The following is a 21,833-nucleotide window of genomic DNA, read 5'->3' as shown; positions in this document are numbered from 1 at the left end:
CGCGAGCGTCGCGGTCGAGGAGGTCACGCCTCTGGTTCTACCGCCCCCGGCAACCGGTTTTCGGCCCCGCTAGGGCCACAATGGCCATTTCGGCCCTAGCCGAGGACGAAGTTCACCAGCCGGCCGGGGACGGCGACGACGCGGCGGATCGTGGCGCCGTCCAGGTAGCCGGCGATCTTCTCGTCGGCCCGGGCGGCGGCCTCGAGCGCGGCCGCGTCGGCGCCGGCCGGCACCGTGACCTGCGAGCGCACCTTGCCGTTCACCTGCACGGCGACCTGCACGGTGTCCTCGACCAGCCAGCGCTGGTCGGCGACCGGGAACGGCGCCCACGCCGACGACTCCTCGTGGCCCAGCCGCGACCACAGCTCCTCGGCCAGGTGCGGGGCCAGCGGGCCGACCATCAGCACCAGCGGCTCGACCACCGAGCGCGGCACCGGCGACGAGGCGCCGAACGCCGACGTCAGGTGGTTGGTCAGCTCGGTGATGCGGGCGATCGCGATGTTGAACCGCAGGGTCGCGTAGCCGTCGCGCACGCCGTCGATCGCCTTGTGCAGCGCGCGCAGCGTCTCCTCGGCGGGCTCGACGTCGCTGGCCCGCACCGCGCCGGTCTCCTCGTCGACGACGACCCGCCAGATCCGCTGCAGCAGGCGCTGCGAGCCCACGACGGCCTTGGTCTCCCACGGCCGGGACTGCTCCAGCGGGCCGGTCGACATCTCGTACACGCGGAAGGTGTCCGCGCCGTACGCGCCGATCATCTCGTCCGGCGTGACCATGTTCTTCAGGCTCTTGCCGATCTTCCCGTACTCGCGGTTGACCGGCTTGCCCTCGTGGAAGAACCGGCCGTCCTTCTCCACGACCTCGGAGGCCTGCACGTAGAAGCCGCGCTCGTCGGTGTAGGCGTAGGCCGAGATGTAGCCCTGGTTGACCAGCCGGCGGAACGGTTCCTCGCTGGAGACGTGGCCCAGGTCGTGCAGCACCTTGTGCCAGAAGCGGGCGTACAGCAGGTGCAGCACCGCGTGCTCGACGCCGCCGACGTACAGGTCGACGCCGCCGGTGTCGCCCTCGCTGCGTGGGCCCATCCAGTACCGCTCCAGCTCCGGGTCGACCATCCGCTCGTCGTCGCCCGGGTCCAGGTAGCGCAGGTAGTACCAGCAGGACCCGGCCCAGTTGGGCATCGTGTTGGTCTCGCGGCGGTACTTCCTCGGGCCGTCGCCCAGGTCCAGCTCGACCGTCGTCCACTCCGAGGCGCGGGACAGCGGCGGCTCGGGCGCGGAGTCGGCGTCGTCGTCGGCGAAGGTCTTCGGCGAGTAGTCGTCGACCTCGGGCAGCAGCACCGGCAGCATGGACTGCGGGACGGCGACCGGCAGGTCGTCCTCGTCGTAGACGATCGGGAACGGCTCGCCCCAGTAGCGCTGCCGGCTGAACAGCCAGTCGCGCAGCTTGTAGGTGGTGGTCGCCTCGCCCGCACCCTTGGCGACCAGCCACTCCGTGATCTTCGCGATGGCCTCGGCCTTGTCCAGGCCGTCGAGGGAGATCTCGTCGTTCGCCGAGTTGATCATCGGGCCGGTGCCGGTGAAGGCGCCGCCCTCGAAGTCCGCCGGCGGCTGCACCGTGCGGACGACGGGCAGCCCGAAGGCCTCGGCGAACTCGAAGTCACGGGTGTCCTCACCGGGCACGGCCATGATCGCGCCGGTGCCGTAGCCGGTCAGCACGTAGTCGGCGATGAACACCGGCAGCTCGCGGCCGCTGACCGGGTTGACCGCGGTGACGCCCAGCCACACGCCGGTCTTCTCGCGGCCGGCGTCCTGCCGGTCCAGCTCCGAGCGCCGCGACGCCTGCCGCTGGTACTCGCGCACCGCCTCGGCGGGGGTCGCCGCACCGCCGGTCCAGCGCGGGTCGGTGCCGTCGGGCCAGGCGGCCGCGGTCAGCTCCTCGACCAGCGGGTGCTCCGGCGCCAGCACCATGTAGGTGGCCCCGAACAGGGTGTCGGGACGGGTGGTGAAGACCTCGACGGTCTCGTCGCCGCAGCCGAACCGGATCCGCGCGCCGGTCGACCTCCCGATCCAGTTGCGCTGCATCAGCTTCAGCGACTCCGGCCAGTCCAGCCGGTCCAGGTCGGCCAGCAGGCGGTCGGCGTAGGCGGTGATCCGCATCATCCACTGCTTCAGCGGACGTCGGAACACCGGGAAGTTGCCCCGCTCGGAGCGCCCGTCGGGGGTCACCTCCTCGTTCGACAGCACCGTGCCCAGGCCCGGGCACCAGTTGACCGGCGCCTCGTTCAGGTAGGCCAGCCGGTGCGCGTCGACGACGGTGCGCCTCGCGACCTCGTCCAGCTCCGCCCACGGGCGGCCCGACGGGTTGGTGCCGGCGGCCGGCTCACGGGTGCCGGCGTCCAGCTCCTCGACCAGCTCGGCGATCGGCCGCGCCAACCCCTGCGTCTCGTCGAACCAGGAGCCGAAGATCTGCAGGAAGATCCACTGGGTCCACTTGTAGTAGCCCGGGTCGATCGTGGCGAAGCTGCGGCGGTCGTCGTGGTCGACGCCCAGGCGGCGCAGCTGCGCCTTGATCGCGGCGATGTTCGCCTCGGTCGTGACCCGCGGGTGCTGGCCGGTCTGCACGGCGTACTGCTCGGCGGGCAGGCCGAAGGCGTCGTAGCCCATCGGGTGCAGGACGTTGTCGCCGTCCATCCGGCGGAACCGGCTGGTGACATCGGTGCCCAGGTAGCCCAGCGGGTGGCCGACGTGCAGGCCCGCACCCGAGGGGTACGGGAACATGTCCATCGCGAAGAACTTCGGCCGGTCGGCCACCTTCTCGAAGCCCTGGTCCAGCCGCCCGGTGGGGTTCGGCGTGGCGAAGGTGCCCTCGGCCTCCCAGCGGTCCTGCCAGTCGAGCTCGATCTGCTGCGCCAGCGCCGGCGTGTACCGGTGCGCGGGCACGCCGTCGCCGGTGGAGGCGGCGGGCTGACGGTCGGTCTGGCTCATCGTGGGGCTCCCGTGGGGGTCGAACCGGCGGCGGGCAGAAAAAAACCCCTCGCGCAGGAGGGGTCGCCGTGCTGTCCGATCGGAATCAGGTCAGCACGGCCGGAGAAGGAGGAGCCGGCCGGTCACGCGCCGATGCTACCGCGACGCGTCGTCGGCCGTTCCCGGCCGTCCGTCCCCCCGCGGGGGGACGGCCGCGACCCGGGCTCCAGATCCGGCACGTCCCGGCCGATGTACGACGGGTGAGCCAGGACGAGGGGACGGCGGTGCGCGGTCGCGCGCCCTCTTCCTGGGTGCTCGTCGCGCTCACGGTGCTGGCCGTGGGGCTCTTCGCGACCGGCACCGGGCCCCGGCCACCGGGCGAGGGCTGGGACCGCCTCTACGACGTGGTCCTCTACAACCTCGCCTACCTGACGGCCGCCGTGGCCTGCTGGCACGCCTCGCACCGGGTGCCCCGGGAGCGGACCGCCTGGCGGGTGCTGGCCGCGTCGCTGGTCCTGAACGCGCTGGCCAACGCCCTGCGCACGTGGACCGCCGGCGTCGACGGCAGCGGGACCTCCCCGGTCCTCGCGGTCGACATCGCGTCGCTGAGCGCCTACCTGATGCTCTACGTGGTGATGGTGGTCCTGATCCGGGCCCGCGTGCCGCGCTTCCACCCGAGCATGTGGCTGGACGGGCTGATCGGGGCGCTGGGCACCACCGCGGTCGGCGTGGCCTTCCTGATCGGCCCCTACCTCGACCCGGCGGCCGGCCGCGAGGCGGTGCCGCTGGTCCAGATGGTCCTGCCGGTCACCGACGTGCTGCTGCTGGCCCTCATGGTCGCCGTGGGCTCGATCCTCGGCGTCCGCCTGGACCGCACCCTGGTGCTCGTCATCGCCGCGCTCGCCTCGATCTTCGTGGGCGACGTGCTCCTCTTCGCCCGGACCGTCCGGGGCACCTACGTCGACGGCGGCCCGCTGGAGCTGGTGTGGCTGGTCGGCATCGTGCTCGTCTCGCTGGCCGCCTCCCGGGCCCGGCCCCGGCCCGTGCCGCGGCCGGAGGCCACCGGCCGCACCCGCCTCGGCTGGCGACTGCTCGCCCTCCCCCTCGTCTGCAACGTCGCCAGCCTCGTCGTCCTGGCCGTCGGCTGGGGCGACCAGCTGCCCGTGGCCGCCGCCTGGCTGGCGATCGGCTGCGTCCTCGCCGCCGTCGCCCGGACCGGTGTCACCTTCCGCGAGGTCCGCGCCTTCAACGAGGTCAAGGAGCAGGCGCGCACCGACGAGCTGACCGGCCTGCCCAACCGCCGCGCGCTGCTCGAGGAGGCCGGCCGCGTCCTGCGCACGGCCACCGCCCGCGACCAGGCCGCCCTGCTCCTGCTGGACCTCGACGGGTTCAAGGAGGTCAACGACAGCCTCGGGCACACCGCCGGCGACCAGCTGCTGCGCCAGATCGGGCCGCGGCTGCTGCCGGCCCTCGGTCCCGACGACCTGCTCGCCCGGCTCGGTGGCGACGAGTTCGCCGTCCTGCTCCCCGGGGTGTCCCTCGACCAGGCCCAGCAGCGGGCCGAGCGGCTGCGCGCGCTGGTCCTCCAGCCGTTCCCGGTGGAGGACATCCGGCTGCACGTGGGCGTCAGCATCGGGGTGGCCACCGGGCCGGTCCCGGCCGCCACCGTCCAGGAGATGCTGCGCTGCGCGGACGTCGCCATGTACGCGGCCAAGGGCGCCCAGGAGGGCGTGCACGTCTACGTCCCCGACCCGCACGGCGGCAGCGGCGACCGGTTGCGGACCATGGAGGAGCTGCGGATCGCCCTGCAGACCGGTCAGCTCGTCGTCCACCTCCAGCCCCAGGTCGGCCTGCCCGACGGCGAGGTGGTCGGCGCCGAGGCCCTGGTGCGCTGGCAGCACCCGGTGCGCGGGCTGCTCTCCCCCGCGGACCTCCTGCCCGCCGCCGAGCAGGCCGGTCTGCTCCGTCCCCTCACCGACGCCGTGCTGGAGCTGGCGCTCACCGCCACCGCGCTCTGGTGGCCCGAGCGCCGCGTCCCGGTGTCGGTCAACCTGGCCGCGGCCAACGTCAACGACGTCGACCTGCCGAGCAAGGTCGCCGCCGCCCTGGCCCGGCACGGCCTGCCCGCCGAGGCCCTGACCCTCGAGCTGGTCGAGGACACCCTCATGGCCGACCCGGAGCGCGGTCGCCAGATCCTGGCCGAGCTGCGCCGGCTCGGCGTGCGCACCTCGATCGACGACTACGGCACCGGCTACAGCTCGCTGGCCTACCTCCGGCACCTGCCCGCCGACGAGCTCAAGCTGGACCGGAGCCTCACCGCCGACGTCGACCGCGACGGCCGGGCGGCCGCGATCGTCGAGCACACGGCGTCGCTCGCGCACGCGCTGGGCCTGCGCCTCGTCGCCGAGGGCGTCGAGGACGCCGCGACCGGCGCCGTCCTCGCCCGGCTGGGCTGCGACATCGCCCAGGGCTACGCCATCTCCCGGCCCATGCCGGTGGCGGACTTCCTGCGCTGGCTGGCCGCCCCGGAGGTGCCGTCCTTCGGCCGGGGCGCCGCGGCGGGCCGCCGCTCTCACCCCTAGGGGGAGGTTCCGGTACTCCTTCGGGTCGAGCAACCGCGTGCCTCGACCGATATCCGTCGTGTGCAACCGGAATCCGCGCAGCGCCGACGGGCCACCCCGTCGCGGCTGGCCCTGTGGTCCACCGTCGTCTGCCTCGGCCTGTTCACCACGGGTGTGGGGCCGCGCTTCGACGGCGCGGCCTGGGGTGCGGTGTACGACCTGGGTCTCTACAACGCGGTCTACGTCGGCGCGGCGATCGTCTGCCTGTTCGCCGTCCGGCGGTCGTCGGCCGACCGGCTGGCCTGGGCGGCGCTGACGGTCGCCATCGTCCTGGGCGTCGCCGGGAACCTCGTCTACACGCTGGCGATCGCCCCGATGGCCGAGGAGCCGTTCCCCTCGGTGGCCGACCTCTTCTACCTGGCCTACTACCTGCCGCTCTACGTCGCCCTCGTCGCGCTCATCCGCAGCCGGGTGCAGCGGTTCCACGCCAGCATGTGGCTCGACGGCGTGGTCGGGGCGCTGGGCGCCGGCGCCGTCTGCGTCGCGGTCATGCTCGGACCGGCCCTGGAGGTGACCGAGGGCGACACGTCCGCCGTCGTCACCAGCCTGGCGTACCCGATCGCCGACGTCGTCCTGCTCGCCCTGCTGGTGGCGGTCGGGGCGATCCTGGGCGTCCGCCGCGACCGCACCCTGCTGCTGCTCGCCGCCGCCATCGGCGCCAACCTCGTCGGCGACATCGTCTTCCTCGACCTGGCCACCCAGGGCATCTACGTCGAGGGCGGGCCGCTGGACCTGACCTGGCTGACCGCCGTCACGCTCATGGCCGTGGCCGCGCACACCGGCACCCGCCGGCGGGCCGGCTCCTCCGCGCGCGCCGTGCCGAGCACCCGCGTCGGCTGGCGCGTGCTGGCCGTCCCCCTCGCCTGCAACGTCGCGAGCCTGGTCGTCCTGGGCTTCGACTCCGGCCACCGCTTCAACCCCGCGGCCGCCTGGCTCGCCGTCGGCTGCGTGCTCGCCGCCCTGGCCCGCGTCGCGATCACCTTCCGCGAGGTGCGCGCCTTCAACGAGGTCCGGGAGCAGGCCCGCACCGACGAGCTGACCCTGCTGCCCAACCGGCGCGCCCTCCTCGAGGAGGCGTCCGCGCTGCTCGCCGACATCACCGCGCAGCGCCCGGCCGCCCTCCTCCTCCTGGACCTGGACGGGTTCAAGGAGGTCAACGACAGCCTCGGGCACCACGCGGGCGACCAGCTGCTCCGCCAGATCGGCCCGCGCCTGCGCCCGGCCCTCCGCAGCAACGACCTGCTCGCCCGCCTGGGCGGTGACGAGTTCGCGGTGCTGCTGCCCGACGCCGGTCTGGACGAGGCGGAGGCGCTGGCCGCGCGCCTGCACGACGCGATCGCGCAGCCCTTCGCCGTCGAGGGCATCCGGCTGCACGTCGGCGTGAGCATCGGCGTGGCCAGCGCACCCGTCCCGGCCGCCACGGTCGAGGAGCTGCTGCGCTGCGCGGACGTCGCGATGTACGCCGCGAAGGCCGGCCGGTCCGGCGTGCACGTCTACGTCCCCGACCCCCGCGGCGGTTCCGGGGACCGCCTCCGCACCATGGAGGAGCTGCGCACCGCCCTGCAGGCCGACGACCAGCTGGAGGTCCACCTGCAGCCGCAGGTCGACCTGCTCAGCGGCGCGGTCGTGGGCGCCGAGGCCCTCGTCCGGTGGCAGCACCCCACCCGCGGGCTGCTCTCCCCCGCCGACCTCCTCCCCGCCGCCGAGCAGGCCGGGCTGCTCCGGTCGCTCACCGACGCGGTGCTCGAGCTGTCGCTCGGCGCCGTCGCGCGCTGGTGGCCCGAGCAGGCCGTGCCCGTGTCGGTCAACCTGTCCGCGGCGAACGTCACCGACCTGGACCTGCCGGGCAAGGTGGCGCAGGCGCTGGTCCGCCACGGCCTGCCCGCCCGGGCGCTCACCCTCGAGCTGGTCGAGGACACCTTCATGACCGACCCGGAGCGCGGGCGCCAGGTGCTCGGCGAGCTGCGCCGGCTGGGCGTGCGCACCTCCATCGACGACTACGGCACCGGCTACAGCTCGCTGGCCTACCTCCGGCACCTGCCCGCCGACGAGCTCAAGCTGGACCGGAGCCTCACCCACGACGTCGGCACCGAACCGCGGGCGGCCTCGATCGTGCGGCACACCGTCGCGCTGGCCCACGAGCTGGGCATCTCCGTCGTCGCCGAGGGCGTCGAGGACGACGCCACCGGCTCCGCGCTCGCCGCCCTCGGGTGCGACGTCGCGCAGGGCTACGCGATCGCCCGCCCCATGCCGGTGACCGACTTCCTCCGGTGGCTCGACCGCCCGGAGCACCCCCTGCGCGACGCGGGCCGCTCGCTGCGCGGCTAGGGGTCAGCCGAGCTGGCGCGCCACCTCGGCGGCCACGAGGTCCAGGTGGTCGAGGTCGGAGAGGTCGAGCACCTGGAGGTAGACCCGCTGGGCTCCGGCCTCGGCGTACCGGCCGAGGACGTCGACGGCCTCCGCAGGTGTGCCGGCGACCCCGTGCTCGCGCAGCTCGCCGACCTCCCGGCCGATCGCGGCCGCCCGGCGGGCGAGCTCCGCCCCGTCCCGGCCGACGCACAGGACCAGGGCCGAGCTGTACACCAGGGACGACGGGTCGCGGCCGGCCTCGTCGCAGGCCTCCCGCACGCCGGCGAACAACCGGGCGTTGTCCGCCGCGGACATGAACGGGACGTTGAACTCGCTCGCGTAGCGGGCCGCCAGCCGCGGGGTCCGCTTCTTGCCGGCGCCGCCGATCAGGATCGGCACACCGCCCTCCTGCACCGGCTTGGGCAGGGCCGGTGAGCCGGACAGCTGGTAGTACCGGCCGTCGAAGTCGAAGCTCTCCCCCACCGGCGTGCGCCACAGCCCGGTGATGACCGCGAGCTGCTCCTCGTAGCGGTCGAACCGCTCCCCCAGCGACGGGAACGGGATGCCGTAGGCCGTGTGCTCGTCCTCGAACCAGCCCGAGCCGATGCCCAGCTCGACCCGCCCGCCGCTCATCGCGTCGACCTGCGCGACCCCGATCGCCAGCGGGCCGGGCAGCCGGAACGTGCCCGCCGTCATCAGCGTGCCCAGCCGGATCCGGCTCGTCTCGCGGGCCAGCCCGGCCAGCGTGATCCAGGCGTCGGTCGGGCCGGGGAGGCCGTCGCCGCCCATGGTCAGGTAGTGGTCGGAACGGAAGAAGGCGTCGAAGCCGGTCTCCTCCGTGCGGCGCGCCACGGCGAGCAGGTCGTCGTAGGTCGCGCCCATCTGCGGTTCGGTGAAGATGCGCAACTGCACCGCCGGACCGTAACGAGAACCACGGCCGGACGCGCACCGACCTGCGATCTCGGGGTGTGCTCGCCGCCGTGACCGGGCAGGATGATCGCCAGACGATCAACTCGGAGGTGCAGCTCGTGTTCCGCAAGAAGACGCGTGGTCAGGTCATCGGCGCCGAGCTCCAGGAGGGTTTCGCCCACATCGGGGTCGCCGCCACGGAGGCAGGGCGACTGGCTGCCGAGCAGTTGGGGCCGCGCGTGGTCGCGGCCCGCGAGGCGGCAGGCCCGGCGCTCGACGCCGCCCAGCGCGCGGTGGCCCCCAAGGTGGCCGCCGCCGTCGCGGCCGCGGCCCCGGCCGTCGCCACGGCGCGCGACACGCTCGCCCCCCGCGTGGAGGCCGCGCGTGACGCCGTCGCCCCGCGGTACGAGGCCGCCCGCGACGCCGCGGCGCCCAAGGTCGCCGCCGCCGTCGTCGCCGCGCAGGCCGCCGCGACCAAGGCGGCCGCGGATCTCGGCCCCCGGGTCGAGGCGGCGCAGAAGTCGCTGCGCGACGACGTCGCCCCCCGGGTGGCGGCCGCGCAGAAGTCGGCCCGCAAGGCGCTCGAGGACGACGTCGCTCCGCGGGTGACCGCTGCGCAGGCGGCCGCCCTCGCCTACGCCACCCCGCGCGTGGCCGCCGCCCGCGAGGTCGTGGCCCCCGCCCTGGACAGCGCCCGCGAGACGCTGATCGCCGGCGTGGACAGCGCCCGCAGCGAGCTGGACGCCCGCCGCGCCGAGCTGGCCGCGGCCGCCGCCGAGTCCGGGCGCCGGGCCCGCAAGACGGCGAAGAAGGCCCGGAAGAAGGCCGCCAAGAAGCACCGCGAGTTCGAGAAGGCGGCGAAGGCCACCGCCAAGACGGTCAAGCGCCGGGTGGGCGCCGAGCCCGAGCCGCGCCGCTGGCCCTGGGTGTTCGTGTTCGCGGCAGTGGGTACTGCGGTGTTCGTCCTGCTGCGCCGGAACAAGTCCGACGAGTGGACGCCCGCCCCGGCCGGTGACGGCCCGGTGCCCAGCTACCGAGAGGACCCCGTGCCCAGCTCCCCCAGCTCCGACAACGCCGGCAAGACCGTCTCCACCGCCGACACCACCGGTGACTCCGCCCCGGCCGAGTCGGACATGGGCGTCCGCGACGCCCAGTTCGTCGACGGCGACGGCGCCGACACCGCCGGCGAGGACATCAAGAACTCCCCGGAGCCCTTCAGCTCCGGCGGCGGTAGCTCGGCGGGCCCCACCGCCGGTCCGGACGACAAGCAGATCTGACCGCCGCTCACCGGCTCGCACCGTCGCCCCCGTCACCCCTCTCGGTGACGGGGGCGACGTGCGTCCGGCGAGTACCGTGGCGGGCATGGGTGACACGGCCGCTCCAGCACAGTCCTCGGGTTCCCCGCTCGAGCCGGCCGGCCGGAAGATGCTCCGCCTCGAGGTGCGCAACAGCCAGGTGCCGATCGAGCGCAAGCCCGAGTGGATCAAGACCCGGCTCAAGACCGGCCCGGAGTACACCGAGCTGAAGTCGCTGGTGCGCCGCGAGGGCCTGCACACGGTGTGCGAGGAAGCCGGCTGCCCCAACATCTACGAGTGCTGGGAGGACCGGGAGGCCACCTTCCTCATCGGTGGTGACCAGTGCACCCGGCGCTGCGACTTCTGCCAGATCGACACCGGCAAGCCGGCCGAGTTCGACGCCGACGAGCCCCGCCGGGTCGCCGAGAGCGTCGCCACGATGGGCCTGAAGTACGCCACCGTCACCGGCGTCGCCCGCGACGACCTGCCCGACGGCGGCGCGTGGCTCTACGCCGAGACAGTCCGCCAGATCCACGCCCAGCTCCCCGGCTGCGGCGTCGAGCTGCTCATCCCCGACTTCAACGCCGACCCCGAGCAGCTCGCCGAGGTCTTCTCCTCCCGGCCCGAGGTGCTCGCGCACAACGTCGAGACGGTGCCGCGCATCTTCAAGCGCATCCGCCCCGGCTTCCGCTTCGAGCGCTCCCTCGCCGTCATCACCGCCGCTCGCGAGGCCGGCCTGGTGACCAAGTCCAACCTGATCCTGGGGATGGGCGAGGAGCCCGAGGAGGTCCGGGAGACGATGCAGGCGCTGCACGACGCCGGGTGCGACCTGCTCACCATCACCCAGTACCTGCGCCCCTCGCCGCGGCACCACCCCGTCGTCCGCTGGGTCAAGCCCGACGAGTTCGTCGGCTTCCAGGCCGACGCCGAGGCGATCGGCTTCCCCGGCGTGCTGGCCGGCCCCCTGGTGCGCAGCTCCTACCGCGCCGGACGGCTGTACCAGCAGGCCGTCGAGGCCCGCGGGCTCACTCCTCAGGGCTGACCGGCGGTCGAATCCGCTCGGCGCACGCAGCTCCGGGCGGCGGTCGCCCTATTCTGGGTGCATGGCACGCAGCAAGTCCTCAGACCAGACCGCGCCGAGCGGCGGCGGCAAGGCGCCCAAGGGCGCGACCGCCTCGGGGGCCGGGAAGGTCGGCAAGGACGGTCAGCCCAAGGTCGGCCGGCTCAAGAAGATCGGCAACAACGGCCGGCTGATGAAGCAGGCGTTCTCGCTGACCCGCCGGAACGACCCGAAGCTGCCCTGGGTCCTGCTGATCTGGTTCATCGTCGTCTTCTCGGTGGTCGAGCTGATCGGCATCCTGCTGGACTCGCCGTTCCTCTTCCTGCCCTTCGCGATCATCATGGGCGCGCTCGCCGCGCTCATCGTGTTCGGCCGGCGGGCCCAGGGCTCCGCGTACCGCCAGGTGGAGGGCCAGCCCGGCGCGGCCGCCTGGGCACTGGAGAACATGCGCGGTGACTGGCGGGTCAGCTCCGGTGTCGCCGGCACCCCGCAGCTCGACGCCGTCCACCGGGTGCTCGGCCGCCCCGGCGTGATCCTGGTCGGCGAGGGCTCGCCGCAGCGCGTGCGCGGCCTGCTCGCCCAGGAGAAGAAGAAGATCGCCCGCGTCGTCGGCGACACCCCGATCTACGACGTCGTCGTCGGCGACGGCGAGGGCCAGGTGCCGTTCAAGAAGCTGAGCGCCCACGTGATGAAGCTGCCCCGCAACCTCTCCGCCGCCGAGCTGAACAGCCTGGGCCGGCGCATGAGCGCCCTCGGCGGTGCGCGGATGCCCGTCCCCGGCGGCCCGCTCCCCGGCGGCCGGCAGATGTCGGTCAGCCAGCGGCAGGTTCGCCGCCGCGGCTGATCCAGCCCGCACGAGAAGGGCCCCGTCCGGTGCGGACGGGGCCCTCCTTCGTCACAGGTGGGAGAACGGCTCCGCGTAGCGGAACGCGCCGCCGACCGGATCACCCTGCAGCAGGCGCGCCTGGAAGTACGAGCCCCACGCGGGATCGGGCGAGGTGACGCCGAGGGCCAGCGCCGGGACGAACCCGAGCCTCCCGTAGTACCCGGGTGCGCCCAGCAGGGCGACCAGCCGCTCGCCGGCCGCCTCGGCGACCGCCAGGACCGCGTGCACGAGGGCGGTGCCGGTTCCCCGTCGCTGCGGGGCCGGCACGATCCCCAGCGGGCCGAGCCCGAGGACCGCCGTCCCGTACGGCTCCAGCCACCCACGGGTGGCGATCACGTGCCCGACGACCACGCCGTCGTCCACCGCGACCAGGGAGAGGTGCGGCAGGAAGCCGGCGTCCTCCCGGAGCCGGTCGACCAGCCGGGCCTCGCGGACGTCGTCCGGCGCGCGGGGGGCGCCGGTCCGCGGATCGACGGCGAAGGCCGCCTCGTGGACCGCGTGCACGGCGGCGTGGTCGGAGGGCCGCTCGCGACGGATGATCACCGCGGCAGTCTCCGGGGCCGGCCGGGGCCGGTCCACCGGTTTCAGGCGCGGACGACGGCGGTGCTCGTGAGCCGGTCGTGCAGGCCGCGGCCGTCGGCGTCGGTGATCAGCGCCGGCACCAGCAGGACGAGCAGCACGGTGCGGGCGACGGCCCGCCAGGGAGCCAGCCGGGCCTTCGGCGTCGGGTGCGCCAGCCGGAGCCCCATCAGCCGGTGCCCGGGTGTCTGCCCGAAGGCGACGAGGCAGACGACGGTGAGGACGCCGAACACGAGCAGGCTCCAGTAGCCCGGAGCCTCGGGAGCCGTGAACGCCCAGGCGATGACGGCGGACAGCAGCGCGTCGACCACGTAGCCACCGGCCCGCGACGTGAAGGACGCCAGAGATCCGGGCCCTTCGGCCGGTAGCCCCAGGGAGGCGCCTCGGCCCGGAGCCTGAGAGGCTTGATCGACATTCCTGACCATGACCACCAGCGTAGTAAGAGGAAGCCACTGCCCGGCCCCCGCGCAGGGCCGCACCACGGGCGACGAGCCCGGCGTGTTGTTACGCCCCCGAAACACTCGGGACACCGCAGGGCAATTCCCCGCTCGTAACGTGCAGTTCGGCTTTCCGCCCACACCCGGAGGATCGATGTTCACCAGTCCCGACGAGGTCGCCGCCTACATCCGCGACAACGACGTCGAGTTCGTCGACGTCCGCTTCTGCGACCTGCCCGGCGTCATGCAGCACTTCACCATCCCTGCGTCGACGTTCGGCGAGGACACCTTCAGCGAGGGCCTCGGCTTCGACGGCTCCTCGATCCGCGGGTTCCAGGCGATCAACGAGTCGGACATGCTGCTGCTGCCCGACGCCAACAGCGCGTTCGTGGACCCGTTCCGCAAGCACCGGACGCTGAACGTCAACTTCTTCATCCACGACCCGATCACGCGCGAGGCCTACAGCCGCGACCCGCGCAACGTGGCGAAGAAGGCCGAGGCCTACCTCGCCAGCTCCGGCATCGCCGACACCGCGTACTTCGGCCCCGAGGCCGAGTTCTACGTCTTCGACTCGGTCCGGTACGACACCTCGATCAACGAGGGCTACTACCACATCGACTCCGAGGAGGGCTCCTGGCGCAGCGGCGCTGCCACCGAGCTCGACGGCAGCCCGAACCGCGGGTACAAGGCCCGCCCCAAGGGCGGCTACTTCCCGGTCGAGCCCTACGACCAGCAGAGCGACCTGCGCGCCGACATGATGGTCAACCTGGCGCAGGCGGGCCTCGAGCTCGAGCGCGGGCACCACGAGGTGGGCACCGGCGGTCAGGCCGAGATCAACTACAAGTTCGACACGCTGCTGCGCTCGGCCGACAGCCTCATGCTGTTCAAGTACGTCATCAAGAACACCGCCTGGGCCCACGGCAAGACCGCCACCTTCATGCCCAAGCCGCTCTTCGGCGACAACGGCTCCGGCATGCACTGCCACCAGAGCCTCTGGAAGGACGGGCAGCCGCTCTTCCACGCCGAGACCGGCTACGCGGGCCTGTCCGACATGGCCCGCCACTACATCGGCGGCCTGCTGGCCCACGCCCCGTCGCTGCTGGCCTTCACCAACCCGACGGTCAACAGCTACCACCGCCTGGTCCCGGGCTACGAGGCGCCGATCAACCTCGTCTACTCGGCCCGCAACCGCTCGGCGTGCCTGCGCATCCCGATCTCCGGTGACAGCCCGAAGGCCAAGCGCATCGAGTTCCGCGTGCCCGACCCGTCGGCCAACCCCTACCTCGCCTTCTCGGCGATGCTCATGGCCGGCCTCGACGGCGTGAAGAACAAGATCGAGCCGCCGGCGCCGGTCGACAAGGACCTCTACGAGCTGCCGCCCGAGGAGGCCCTGGGCATCGAGAAGGTGCCCGCCTCGCTGGACGCCGCGCTGGACAACCTCGAGGCCGACCACGAGTTCCTCATCGACGGCGGGGTGTTCACCCCCGACCTGATCGAGACGTGGATCGACTACAAGCGGGCCAACGAGATCGACCCGATCCGCCTGCGCCCGCACCCGCACGAGTTCGCGATGTACTACGACATCTGAGTCGTACCGCCACTGCGGCCCCCGCCCTGCTCGTCAGGACGGGGGCCGCGGTCCGTTTGGAAGATCGAGCGGAATCGTCGCTCCCGGACAGAGGCAGACCCACGTGGAGTCGCATGTATAAACGCCCGTTCACAGCTCCGTGCGGGCGGACTTCTCGCGGCGAAGGCAACGGCTCGTCAACGTCGCTTCCAGGGCGTACCCTTCCGCGCAAGGTGAGTTGGCTGGCCGTGGGCCGCAACTCACCCAGTCCGTCCCAGTGCGAACAGCGTGAGTGCCGGGTCGGGTGGCAGCACCTTGGGTGATGCGCACTAGAGCGGCTCGGCCCAACTCCGAGTTCGCCGAAGGTGCTCAATAGTCACATCCGAGTAAGCGGGTCCCTCAGGAAGGGACCAAGCCCCAGGAGGGCGACGCGAGCTGCTGGACCACCGCACGAGGTCGCCAACCTGATCTCGGCCAGTTGGGGGTCGAGGCTGGATGGAGCGGTCCGTGAGTGAGCCCCCCTCGTCCCCCTGGCACGCCACCTTTGAGTCATGGGTGCGGCTGTCCCCCATCGCGGTGGGTGCCGGCGCAACCGCCGTCGGCGGCATCCAGCCCTCAGTCAGGCTCCTCCTAGGACTGGGCCTGCTCATCGTCATGATCGGGCTGTTCCGGCTTGGCGCCAACATCTGCGTTCCCATCTCAAAGGCCATTGGGGACGGTGTGGCCTTGCGAGTGAAGCGTCGCCTGGAGGGCCCCTCACCTGACCCGGGGACGGAGGACTCGTGATCGCCTCCGCGCGTGACCCCTCACCGCCTGTCAGGATCACGTCGTGCGGAGCGACGACTACTCCTGGGTCATCTCCACCGAATACGCCCTAGAGTCCGATCTTGAGGGCGGCGAGGGGTACCACGATCCGCTGTGGATCCGAGTGGTCGCCATCCCCGACGAGCACTGGCTGGACCGAGCCTTCGACAACGTGCGAGCCGTCCCAGGTGGCCCCCTCCAGGTGAACTGGGACAAGCACTTGCTGAATATCGACCTCTACGCGGTGCACGAGAACGCCAGCAACACCTGGATCGCTGCCAGCTTCGTCGACGACGTCCTCGCCAGATCAGGGGGTACCTGGGAGTACAGCCGGGATCTCGTGACTGAAGGGCTCGTGGAGAACACGCGCATCCCGGTGTACGGCTCCCCACCCCAAGATTGGGGGAAGCTGGGAGCCCTCCTGGGTATCGGGGGAGGTCTCACCGGGGCTGGCATTGTCGCTGGGGTGGGTCCTGAGCCATCGCTCACGCTCGTTCTCATTGCGGGCGGAGCCACCCTCTTCGTGAACATCGTCGTGCCTGTCTCGCGTGCCATCGGGCGAGGCCTTGAGCACCGCATCGACCAGCTCATGGGCACTCCCCCGCGAGACACCTCCGCCCTCGAGTAGCCGCATGTAACCGGACACGCAAGCTGCCCGCACCAGGTTGGATGCGACTCTTCCGTGTCGGGCCGACCATTTAGCGCAGGCGGTCCCACTGCGGCCCCCGTCCTGCTCGTCAGGACGGGGGCCGCAGTGCGTCGGCGGTCAGCTCGCTGGCATCGTCGGCGCCGGTACGGGCGAGGTCGACAGCACGACCGTCGCTCCCCCGGCCTCGACCGCCTGCAGGGTCCGCAGCTGGAGCAGACCCGGCTGCTCGGTGACCATCCGGGCGGCGTTCGCCAGAGCCCGCGCGGCCGCGACCTCCGACCGGGCCCGTTCCAGGGCGGCCTGGCCCTGCGCCCGGGCGGCCGCGACGTCGGCGGCGGCCCGTCGGAGCTCGGCGGGAACCATCACGTCGCGGACCGCCAGGCCCTCGAGGACCATGCCCACGTCGCCGGCGGTCGCCGCCACCCGCTCCGCGATGCCCTCGGGCAGCGAGTCGCGGGCGGCCAGCACCTCGTCGAGGGTCCGGCCGGCGACGGCCTCGCGCAGCCCGATCTGCAGCGCGACGTAGAGGAAGCCGTCGGCGTCCTCCGTCGCCTCGTGCCAGCGCCGCGGGTCCGCGACGCGGACGGTCGCGATCAGGCTCACCTTCACCGCCAGCCCGTCAGCGGTCAGCACCTCCTGCGCCGGGACGAGGAGCAGCCGCGGGCGGACGAGCACCCGCACCTGCCGGCGCCGCCATGCCCGGACCCGGTGCCGTCCCGGCCCCAGCTCGGTCTCGAAGCGGCCGTCCCGGTACACCAGGACCCGCTCCCACTCCTGCGCGGTCACCCGCATGCTCTCCACCTCCTCGTCGGCTCCGGTCGCGCGGACCGCCCGGCACGCGGTCGGGCGCCGGTGGGGAGCGCACATGACGCTGCAGACCACCGGAGCCGGGATGACCGCGCGCCGGGCGGCGTCGGGAGTCGAACCCGCGCGTTCCTGAGACGCTTGCCCATACATGGCAACCCGTGACCGACGCGCAGGACCCGCGGCGGTGATGCCGCCCGGCTGCTGATCACGAGCCGGGAGAAGGTAGCGCCCCCGCCCGGCCGACGTCGTCCTCTTTTCCGGGAATGCCACCCGCCCCTGCTCCGGTTGTCACCTCCAGGCAACGCGGGCCTCGCATGCTCGAGAGGCGCCCATCGCGGCGCGCCCCGGCCGGCCCGGCACCGCACCACGCGAGCCACCCAGCACGTTCGCAGACACCGTCGTCTCGCATTCCTGCGCGGCCTTCCGCGCCGCACGCCGTCCCGAGACAAGAGGTTTCCCCGTGAACGCAGAGCGACTCCCCCTGAACGACGACCACGGCGACCGGTTCCCCGGCGCCCTTCCCGCACCCGCGACCGCGCACCCCCGGCACGAGGCGGCCGACGACCGGCTCGTCCGCATGCGCGCTGCGTACCTGCACAAGATCAACTCCGCGGTCGAGGCCGACCGCGAGGACCTCGCCGACGAGCTGGCCACGTCGTTCGCGCACGAGGCCGCCGCGCTCCAGACCCCCCAGTCACGCACCCGGCGTGCGAGCAGCGGCACCCCGACGCGCACCCGCACCGGCCGCCCGGCGAGCCGTGCGACACGGGCCGGCGGGACCGTGCGGGCGATGATCCGGCGGTTCGACCGCCACACCCTCGAGGTCTTCAACGCCGGGACGCCGACCCGCCCGCTCGACTGATCGCGGGCGCGCCTCCCGGCCGCTCAGGTCCGGAACGAGCCGGCGTCACCTCTCGGCGACCCGGTCACCACACCGACGACGCCTTCGACCGCGGCGTAGACGAGCAGCGCCAGGCCGATGACCAGGGCCGGCGGTACGACCACCGGCGCGGCCAGCACGGAGATGCCGAGGACGCCGGGCGCGCTCCGCCACCAGCCGGGACGGCGCTCGGCGTCGACCAGGGCGCCCCACCGCACGCCGCACCACATCAGCCAGCGCCGCAGCACGGGCACGCCGTTCTCCCGCATGACGCGGCGGAAGATGCCGTCGGCCTCGGGCGAGGTGACCGCCCCGCTGCGGATGCCCTCGGTGCACAGCCAGTCGTGCAGGATCGCCGCCGCCGTGTAGCGCCCGAACCGCGGCACGAGCCACACCACCAGGCGGGGCACGGTCGCGAAGTCGGTGAGGAACCCGGCGGGCACGACGAAGCGGTCGCGCCGCCCGCGGTAGACCAGCGGCTCCTCCACGGACCAGTGGTCGTCGTCCACGCTCCGGACGACGACGTCCCCCGACTCCATGGGCACGGCGATCAGCCCGCGTGCACGAGCTGCTCGGCCGGCTGCGTCCGCGGGAGCCGGCGGTCGACGACGCGGAACAGCAGGAGGAAGGCGAGCGCCAGCAGCACGACGAACGCCAGGTTCCGCAGGGCGACGGCGTACCCGTGCGCGGCGACGTCCATGAAGTCGTACGGGTACCAGTCGGTGACCGTGCCCTGGGCGAGGATCCAGGCGATCCAGGCCACGGGCCAGAGCAGCGCCCGTGCCACCACTCCTCCGTCGATCCGCGGGCGCGGGCCGAACAGCAGCCAGCCCAGCACCGTCATGACCGGCGAGACGTAGTGCTCACCGGCGTTGGTCCAGGCGTCGATCCCCCGCGGGTCGTACAGCGGGGCGAGCACCACCGCGTAGACGATCCCGGTGATCGTGATGCCGAGCAGCGACGCCAGCCGGACCACCCGCCATCCCGGACCGTCGTGGAACGGGTCCCGGACCAGCGGCACGACGGCGGCGAGCACCAGCAGGTTGCTCTGCACCGTGAAGAAGCTGAAGAACCGCACGACGCGCTCGACGACGCCGAGCGAGGGGTCGTCGGGGTCCACGAGGTGCAGCACGAACTCCGTGCCCACCGAGAGCGCGACGACGACGGCCAGGACGGCCCACCATGCGCGCGGTCGTCCGGTCCACACGCCGGATCATGCCAACCGTTCAGCCCGTCCTCCGCGACACCACGCGACCGGCGGCGCGGCGGACCGTCGCGGCCCGGCGGGACAGCACGGCGTCGAGCACCCGGTCGACGGGCGGCAGCTCGCCCAGGCGCGCGATGCCCGACCAGCGCGGGACGGCGACGGTCCGCGACCGGGGCGCCGCCAGGCAGTCGGCGATCCGGTCGGCCACCCGGTCCGGGTCGATCCCGCGCGACAGGCGGCCCTCGGCGTCGGCGTCGGACACCGGTGCGTGCCCGTGCCCGCGCGCCAGCCACTCGGTGCGCACGAAGAACGGGTTCACCGAGTGCACCCGCACGCCCCGGGCGGTGACCTCCCGCCGCAGCCCGGTCACGAAGCCCTGCAGCCCGGCCTTGGTCGCCGAGTAGACCGTCAGCGGCGGCACCTGCGACCAGGCGGCCACCGACGACACGGCGAGGACGTCGGCCCGCCCGCGCTCCCCCGCCGTCGCCAGCAGGTGCGGCAGGCAGAGCCGGGTCAGCTCCACGACGGCCGTCAGGTTGGTCGCGACGACGCCCTCGACCGCCTCACCCGGCATGTCCTCGACCAGCCCGGCCCACCCGAGGCCGGCGTTGTGCACGACCGCGTCGATCCGGCCGTGCTCGGTCAGCACCCGCTCGACCAGCGCGGCCCGGTCCGCGGCGTCGGCGAGGTCGGCCCTCGTCGTCGTCACCCCGGGCAGCGCGCCGACCGCCTCCCGGAGCCGGTCGCCGTCCCGCGCGCAGGTGACCACCCGCGCCCCGCCGGCGGCGAGCCGCCGCACCGTGGCCCGGCCGATGCCGGCGCTCCCGCCGGTGACGAGGACGACGCGGTGCTGCAGATCGGTCATGGCCCGCTCCTACCCCCGGGCGACATCACATCCACGGGCGCATCGAATCCGCTCGCGCTGGGCACCAGGACGATCATGCGCCTGCCCGAGCCACGGGGTCCCCTCAGCGATGCCCTCGCCCGCGACCTCGCCACCCGGACCACGCTCTCCCCCGAGACCGTCGCGCTCGGAGAGGAGTCCGCCGCCGATCCGGCCGACGCCCTGCTCGACGACGACCTGCAGCTCTCCCTGGCGATCGCCTACGAGCTGCACTACCGCGGGTTCGACGGCGTCTCCGACGACTGGGAGTGGGACCCGTCGCTGCTCGGGCTGCGTTCGAGCCTCGAGCGGCGGCACCTGGCCGGCCTGCTCGCGCTGGTCGGGCCGATCGAGGTCACCGACGAGCCGGTGGACCGGCAGATCACCGCGCTGATCGACGCCGACGAGAGCCCGTCGCTCTCCTCCTTCATGGCCAAGCGCGGCTCGGCGGAGCAGTGGCGCGAGTACCTGACGCTGCGCTCGGTCTACCACCTCAAGGAGGCCGATCCCCACACCTTCGCCATCCCCCGGCTCTCCGGGCGGACCAAGGCGGCGATGGTCGAGATCCAGGCCGACGAGTACGGCGGCGGCTCGGCGGCGCGGATGCACAGCGAGCTCTTCGCCGGCCTGATGCGCGACCTCGACCTGGACGCCGACTACGGCGCGCTGTGGGACGAGGCCCCGGCGGCGGCGTTCGCGTCGGTGAACACGATGTCGCTCTTCGGCCTTCACCGGCGGTGGCGCGGAGCGGCCCTCGGCCACCTGACCGCGGTGGAGATGACCTCCTCGGAGCCCAGCCGGCGCTACTCGTCCGGGCTGCGCCGGCTGGGGTACGACGAGCGGACGACGGTGTTCTACGACGAGCACGTGGAGGCCGACGCCGTCCACGAGCAGATCGCCTCGGTCGACATGTGCGGCTCGCTGGTCGCCGGTGAGCCGGAGCTGACCGCCGACGTGCTCTTCGGCGCGGCCGCCTCCCTGGCGATGGACGGGCTCGCCGCCCGCCACCTCCTGGACGCCTGGGAGGCGGGCCGCTCCGGGCTCTACCGGGACCGGGCGCTCGCCGCCTGATCGACCCCGGCACCGGCGTTCCGGCTGATGAGCCACCCGAAGACGGCGGCCAGCGGGAACATCAGCACGCCGTAGACCGCCGCCGGCACCGCCAGCTCCACGCTGTCCAGCACGCTGATCGCCACCGCGATCGCCAGCGTGCTGTTGTGGATGCCGATCTCGAACGAGCTGGCGGTCGCCTGCCGGCGCTCCACCCCCAGCAGCCGGGGCACGGCGAAGCCGATGGACAGGCTGAGCAGGCAGAAGACGACGGCGGGCAGCCCGATCTGGCGGAGGTACTCCCCGATCCGGTCCTGCTCGGCCAGCATGGTCCCGACGATCACCAGCGCGAGCACGACCGCCGACAGGATGCGGACCGGCTTGTCCATGCGGTCGGCGAAGGCCGCCGAGCGCCGGCGCACCACCATGCCCAGCGCCACCGGCACGAGCACGACCGCGAACACCTGCAGGGTCTTCCCGAACTGGAGCCCCAGCGAGCCGCCGTCGGCCGGGTCGAAGTACGCGATGGCCAGGTTGGTGACGACCGGCAGCGTGACCACGGCGATCACGGAGTTGATCGCCGTGAGCGTGATGTTGAGCGCGACGTCGCCGCGGAACAGGTGGCTGAAGAGGTGCGCCGTCGTACCACCCGGCGAGGCCGCCAGGAGCAGCATCCCGACCGCCAGGATGGGCGGCAGGTCGAAGGCCAGCACGATGCCGAAGCACAGGGCGGGCAGGACCAGCAGCTGCAGCGCGAGCGCGATGAGCACGACCTTGGGCCGGCGCCCGATGGCCGCGAAGTCGCTCGGGGTGAGCGAGAGGCCGAGTCCGAACATGACGATGGCCAGCGCCAGCGGCAGGGCGACGGTGGTGAGCGCGGAATCCATCGG

General features: G+C 73.2%; 18 protein-coding genes. 9 read left to right on the top strand and 9 right to left on the bottom strand.

Features of this window, described 5'->3' with window-relative positions; genetic code table 11:
• Window positions 1–95 precede the first annotated feature (95 nt).
• Complete coding sequence (gene leuS, locus DQ244_RS06585; protein ID WP_113810538.1) at window positions 96–2,981, bottom strand: leucine--tRNA ligase; 2,886 nt, start codon at window positions 2,979–2,981, stop codon at window positions 96–98.
• Between the two features lie 239 nt (window positions 2,982–3,220).
• Between leuS and DQ244_RS06580 the strand changes: the two genes are divergently transcribed.
• Both DQ244_RS06580 and DQ244_RS06575 read left to right on the top strand, forming a co-directional pair.
• Window positions 3,221–5,542 carry a bifunctional diguanylate cyclase/phosphodiesterase gene (locus tag DQ244_RS06580; protein WP_233491203.1) on the top strand — a complete coding sequence of 774 codons (2,322 nt, stop codon included), beginning with the start codon at window positions 3,221–3,223 and terminating at the stop codon, window positions 5,540–5,542.
• A 60-nt stretch (window positions 5,543–5,602) separates the two neighbouring features.
• Window positions 5,603–7,909 (top strand): bifunctional diguanylate cyclase/phosphodiesterase, encoded by a 2,307-nt coding sequence (locus DQ244_RS06575; protein WP_113810537.1) that lies wholly within the window; start codon window positions 5,603–5,605, stop codon window positions 7,907–7,909.
• A gap of 3 nt (window positions 7,910–7,912) precedes the next feature.
• Here the strand turns inward: DQ244_RS06575 and DQ244_RS06570 are convergent, their stop codons facing one another.
• Window positions 7,913–8,842: an LLM class F420-dependent oxidoreductase gene (locus DQ244_RS06570; RefSeq protein ID WP_113810536.1), complete on the bottom strand. Its 930-nt coding sequence runs from the start codon at window positions 8,840–8,842 to the stop codon at window positions 7,913–7,915.
• Window positions 8,843–8,910: 68 nt separating this feature from the next.
• Between DQ244_RS06570 and DQ244_RS06565 the strand changes: the two genes are divergently transcribed.
• The 3 genes from DQ244_RS06565 (at window position 8,911) to DQ244_RS06555 (ending at window position 12,038) form a co-directional block, all read left to right on the top strand.
• Window positions 8,911–10,116, top strand: coding sequence for a hypothetical protein (locus DQ244_RS06565; protein WP_147251480.1), 1,206 nt, complete (start codon window positions 8,911–8,913; stop codon window positions 10,114–10,116).
• Window positions 10,117–10,201: 85 nt separating this feature from the next.
• The gene (gene lipA, locus DQ244_RS06560; RefSeq protein ID WP_113810534.1) at window positions 10,202–11,176 is read left to right on the top strand and encodes a lipoyl synthase; all 975 of its coding nucleotides are present in this window, start codon (window positions 10,202–10,204) and stop codon (window positions 11,174–11,176) included.
• Between the two features lie 61 nt (window positions 11,177–11,237).
• The gene (locus DQ244_RS06555; protein WP_113810533.1) at window positions 11,238–12,038 is read left to right on the top strand and encodes a DUF4191 domain-containing protein; all 801 of its coding nucleotides are present in this window, start codon (window positions 11,238–11,240) and stop codon (window positions 12,036–12,038) included.
• Between the two features lie 51 nt (window positions 12,039–12,089).
• On the opposite strand, the gene DQ244_RS06550 is transcribed toward DQ244_RS06555, so the two are convergent.
• A complete protein-coding gene (locus tag DQ244_RS06550) occupies window positions 12,090–12,623 on the bottom strand; it encodes a GNAT family N-acetyltransferase (protein ID WP_113810709.1) in 534 nt (177 codons plus the stop codon).
• A 41-nt stretch (window positions 12,624–12,664) separates the two neighbouring features.
• Window positions 12,665–12,970, bottom strand: a complete 306-nt coding sequence (locus tag DQ244_RS06545) for an RDD family protein (RefSeq protein WP_233491202.1) — start codon at window positions 12,968–12,970, stop codon at window positions 12,665–12,667.
• A 280-nt stretch (window positions 12,971–13,250) separates the two neighbouring features.
• Between DQ244_RS06545 and glnA the strand changes: the two genes are divergently transcribed.
• Together glnA and DQ244_RS06530 are read left to right on the top strand one after the other, a co-directional pair.
• A complete protein-coding gene (gene glnA, locus DQ244_RS06540; RefSeq protein ID WP_113810531.1) occupies window positions 13,251–14,684 on the top strand; it encodes a type I glutamate--ammonia ligase in 1,434 nt (477 codons plus the stop codon).
• Between the two features lie 808 nt (window positions 14,685–15,492).
• On the top strand, window positions 15,493–16,095 hold the full coding sequence (locus DQ244_RS06530; protein WP_113810529.1) for a hypothetical protein: 603 nt from the start codon (window positions 15,493–15,495) through the stop codon (window positions 16,093–16,095).
• Between the two features lie 138 nt (window positions 16,096–16,233).
• On the opposite strand, the gene DQ244_RS06525 is transcribed toward DQ244_RS06530, so the two are convergent.
• Window positions 16,234–16,908, bottom strand: coding sequence for an SPFH domain-containing protein (locus DQ244_RS06525; protein WP_113810708.1), 675 nt, complete (start codon window positions 16,906–16,908; stop codon window positions 16,234–16,236).
• Between the two features lie 475 nt (window positions 16,909–17,383).
• Between DQ244_RS06525 and DQ244_RS06520 the strand changes: the two genes are divergently transcribed.
• Window positions 17,384–17,785 (top strand): hypothetical protein, encoded by a 402-nt coding sequence (locus DQ244_RS06520; RefSeq protein ID WP_113810528.1) that lies wholly within the window; start codon window positions 17,384–17,386, stop codon window positions 17,783–17,785.
• Between the two features lie 23 nt (window positions 17,786–17,808).
• On the opposite strand, the gene DQ244_RS06515 is transcribed toward DQ244_RS06520, so the two are convergent.
• The 3 genes from DQ244_RS06515 to DQ244_RS06505 are packed head-to-tail and all read right to left on the bottom strand — an operon-like array spanning window position 17,809 to window position 19,875.
• Window positions 17,809–18,342: a DUF1353 domain-containing protein gene (locus tag DQ244_RS06515; protein WP_233491225.1), complete on the bottom strand. Its 534-nt coding sequence runs from the start codon at window positions 18,340–18,342 to the stop codon at window positions 17,809–17,811.
• A gap of 11 nt (window positions 18,343–18,353) precedes the next feature.
• Window positions 18,354–19,010, bottom strand: a complete 657-nt coding sequence (locus tag DQ244_RS06510) for a Pr6Pr family membrane protein (protein ID WP_113810526.1) — start codon at window positions 19,008–19,010, stop codon at window positions 18,354–18,356.
• Window positions 19,011–19,029: 19 nt separating this feature from the next.
• Window positions 19,030–19,875 carry an SDR family oxidoreductase gene (locus DQ244_RS06505; RefSeq protein WP_113810525.1) on the bottom strand — a complete coding sequence of 282 codons (846 nt, stop codon included), beginning with the start codon at window positions 19,873–19,875 and terminating at the stop codon, window positions 19,030–19,032.
• Between the two features lie 75 nt (window positions 19,876–19,950).
• Here DQ244_RS06505 and DQ244_RS06500 point away from each other — a divergent pair, with 75 nt between their 5' ends.
• On the top strand, window positions 19,951–20,964 hold the full coding sequence (locus tag DQ244_RS06500) for an iron-containing redox enzyme family protein (protein ID WP_113810524.1): 1,014 nt from the start codon (window positions 19,951–19,953) through the stop codon (window positions 20,962–20,964).
• Here DQ244_RS06500 and DQ244_RS06495 read toward each other — a convergent pair.
• Entirely contained in the window at window positions 20,937–21,830 is an 894-nt protein-coding gene (locus DQ244_RS06495) for a bile acid:sodium symporter family protein (RefSeq protein WP_113810523.1), read from the bottom strand. The two genes, DQ244_RS06500 and DQ244_RS06495, sit on opposite strands and share 28 nt — an antisense overlap.
• Window positions 21,831–21,833: the final 3 nt, after the last annotated feature.

The sequence above is a fragment of the Blastococcus sp. TBT05-19 genome (genome assembly GCF_003319095.1).
In the GTDB taxonomy this organism is placed as follows: Bacteria; Actinomycetota; Actinomycetes; order Mycobacteriales; family Geodermatophilaceae; genus Blastococcus.
This window is presented reverse-complemented; position numbering and strand designations above follow the sequence as displayed.

Coding starts and splice junctions, on each gene's coding strand:
- leuS (WP_113810538.1), bottom strand. CDS start 2,981: ATGAGCCAGACCGACCGTCAGCCCGCCGCCTCCACCGGCGACGGCGTG.
- lipA (WP_113810534.1), top strand. CDS start 10,202: ATGGGTGACACGGCCGCTCCAGCACAGTCCTCGGGTTCCCCGCTCGAG.
- DQ244_RS06555 (WP_113810533.1), top strand. CDS start 11,238: ATGGCACGCAGCAAGTCCTCAGACCAGACCGCGCCGAGCGGCGGCGGC.
- glnA (WP_113810531.1), top strand. CDS start 13,251: ATGTTCACCAGTCCCGACGAGGTCGCCGCCTACATCCGCGACAACGAC.
- DQ244_RS06525 (WP_113810708.1), bottom strand. CDS start 16,908: ATGCGGGTGACCGCGCAGGAGTGGGAGCGGGTCCTGGTGTACCGGGAC.
- DQ244_RS06515 (WP_233491225.1), bottom strand. CDS start 18,342: ATGGAGTCGGGGGACGTCGTCGTCCGGAGCGTGGACGACGACCACTGG.
- DQ244_RS06505 (WP_113810525.1), bottom strand. CDS start 19,875: ATGACCGATCTGCAGCACCGCGTCGTCCTCGTCACCGGCGGGAGCGCC.
- DQ244_RS06500 (WP_113810524.1), top strand. CDS start 19,951: ATGCGCCTGCCCGAGCCACGGGGTCCCCTCAGCGATGCCCTCGCCCGC.
- DQ244_RS06495 (WP_113810523.1), bottom strand. CDS start 21,830: ATGGATTCCGCGCTCACCACCGTCGCCCTGCCGCTGGCGCTGGCCATC.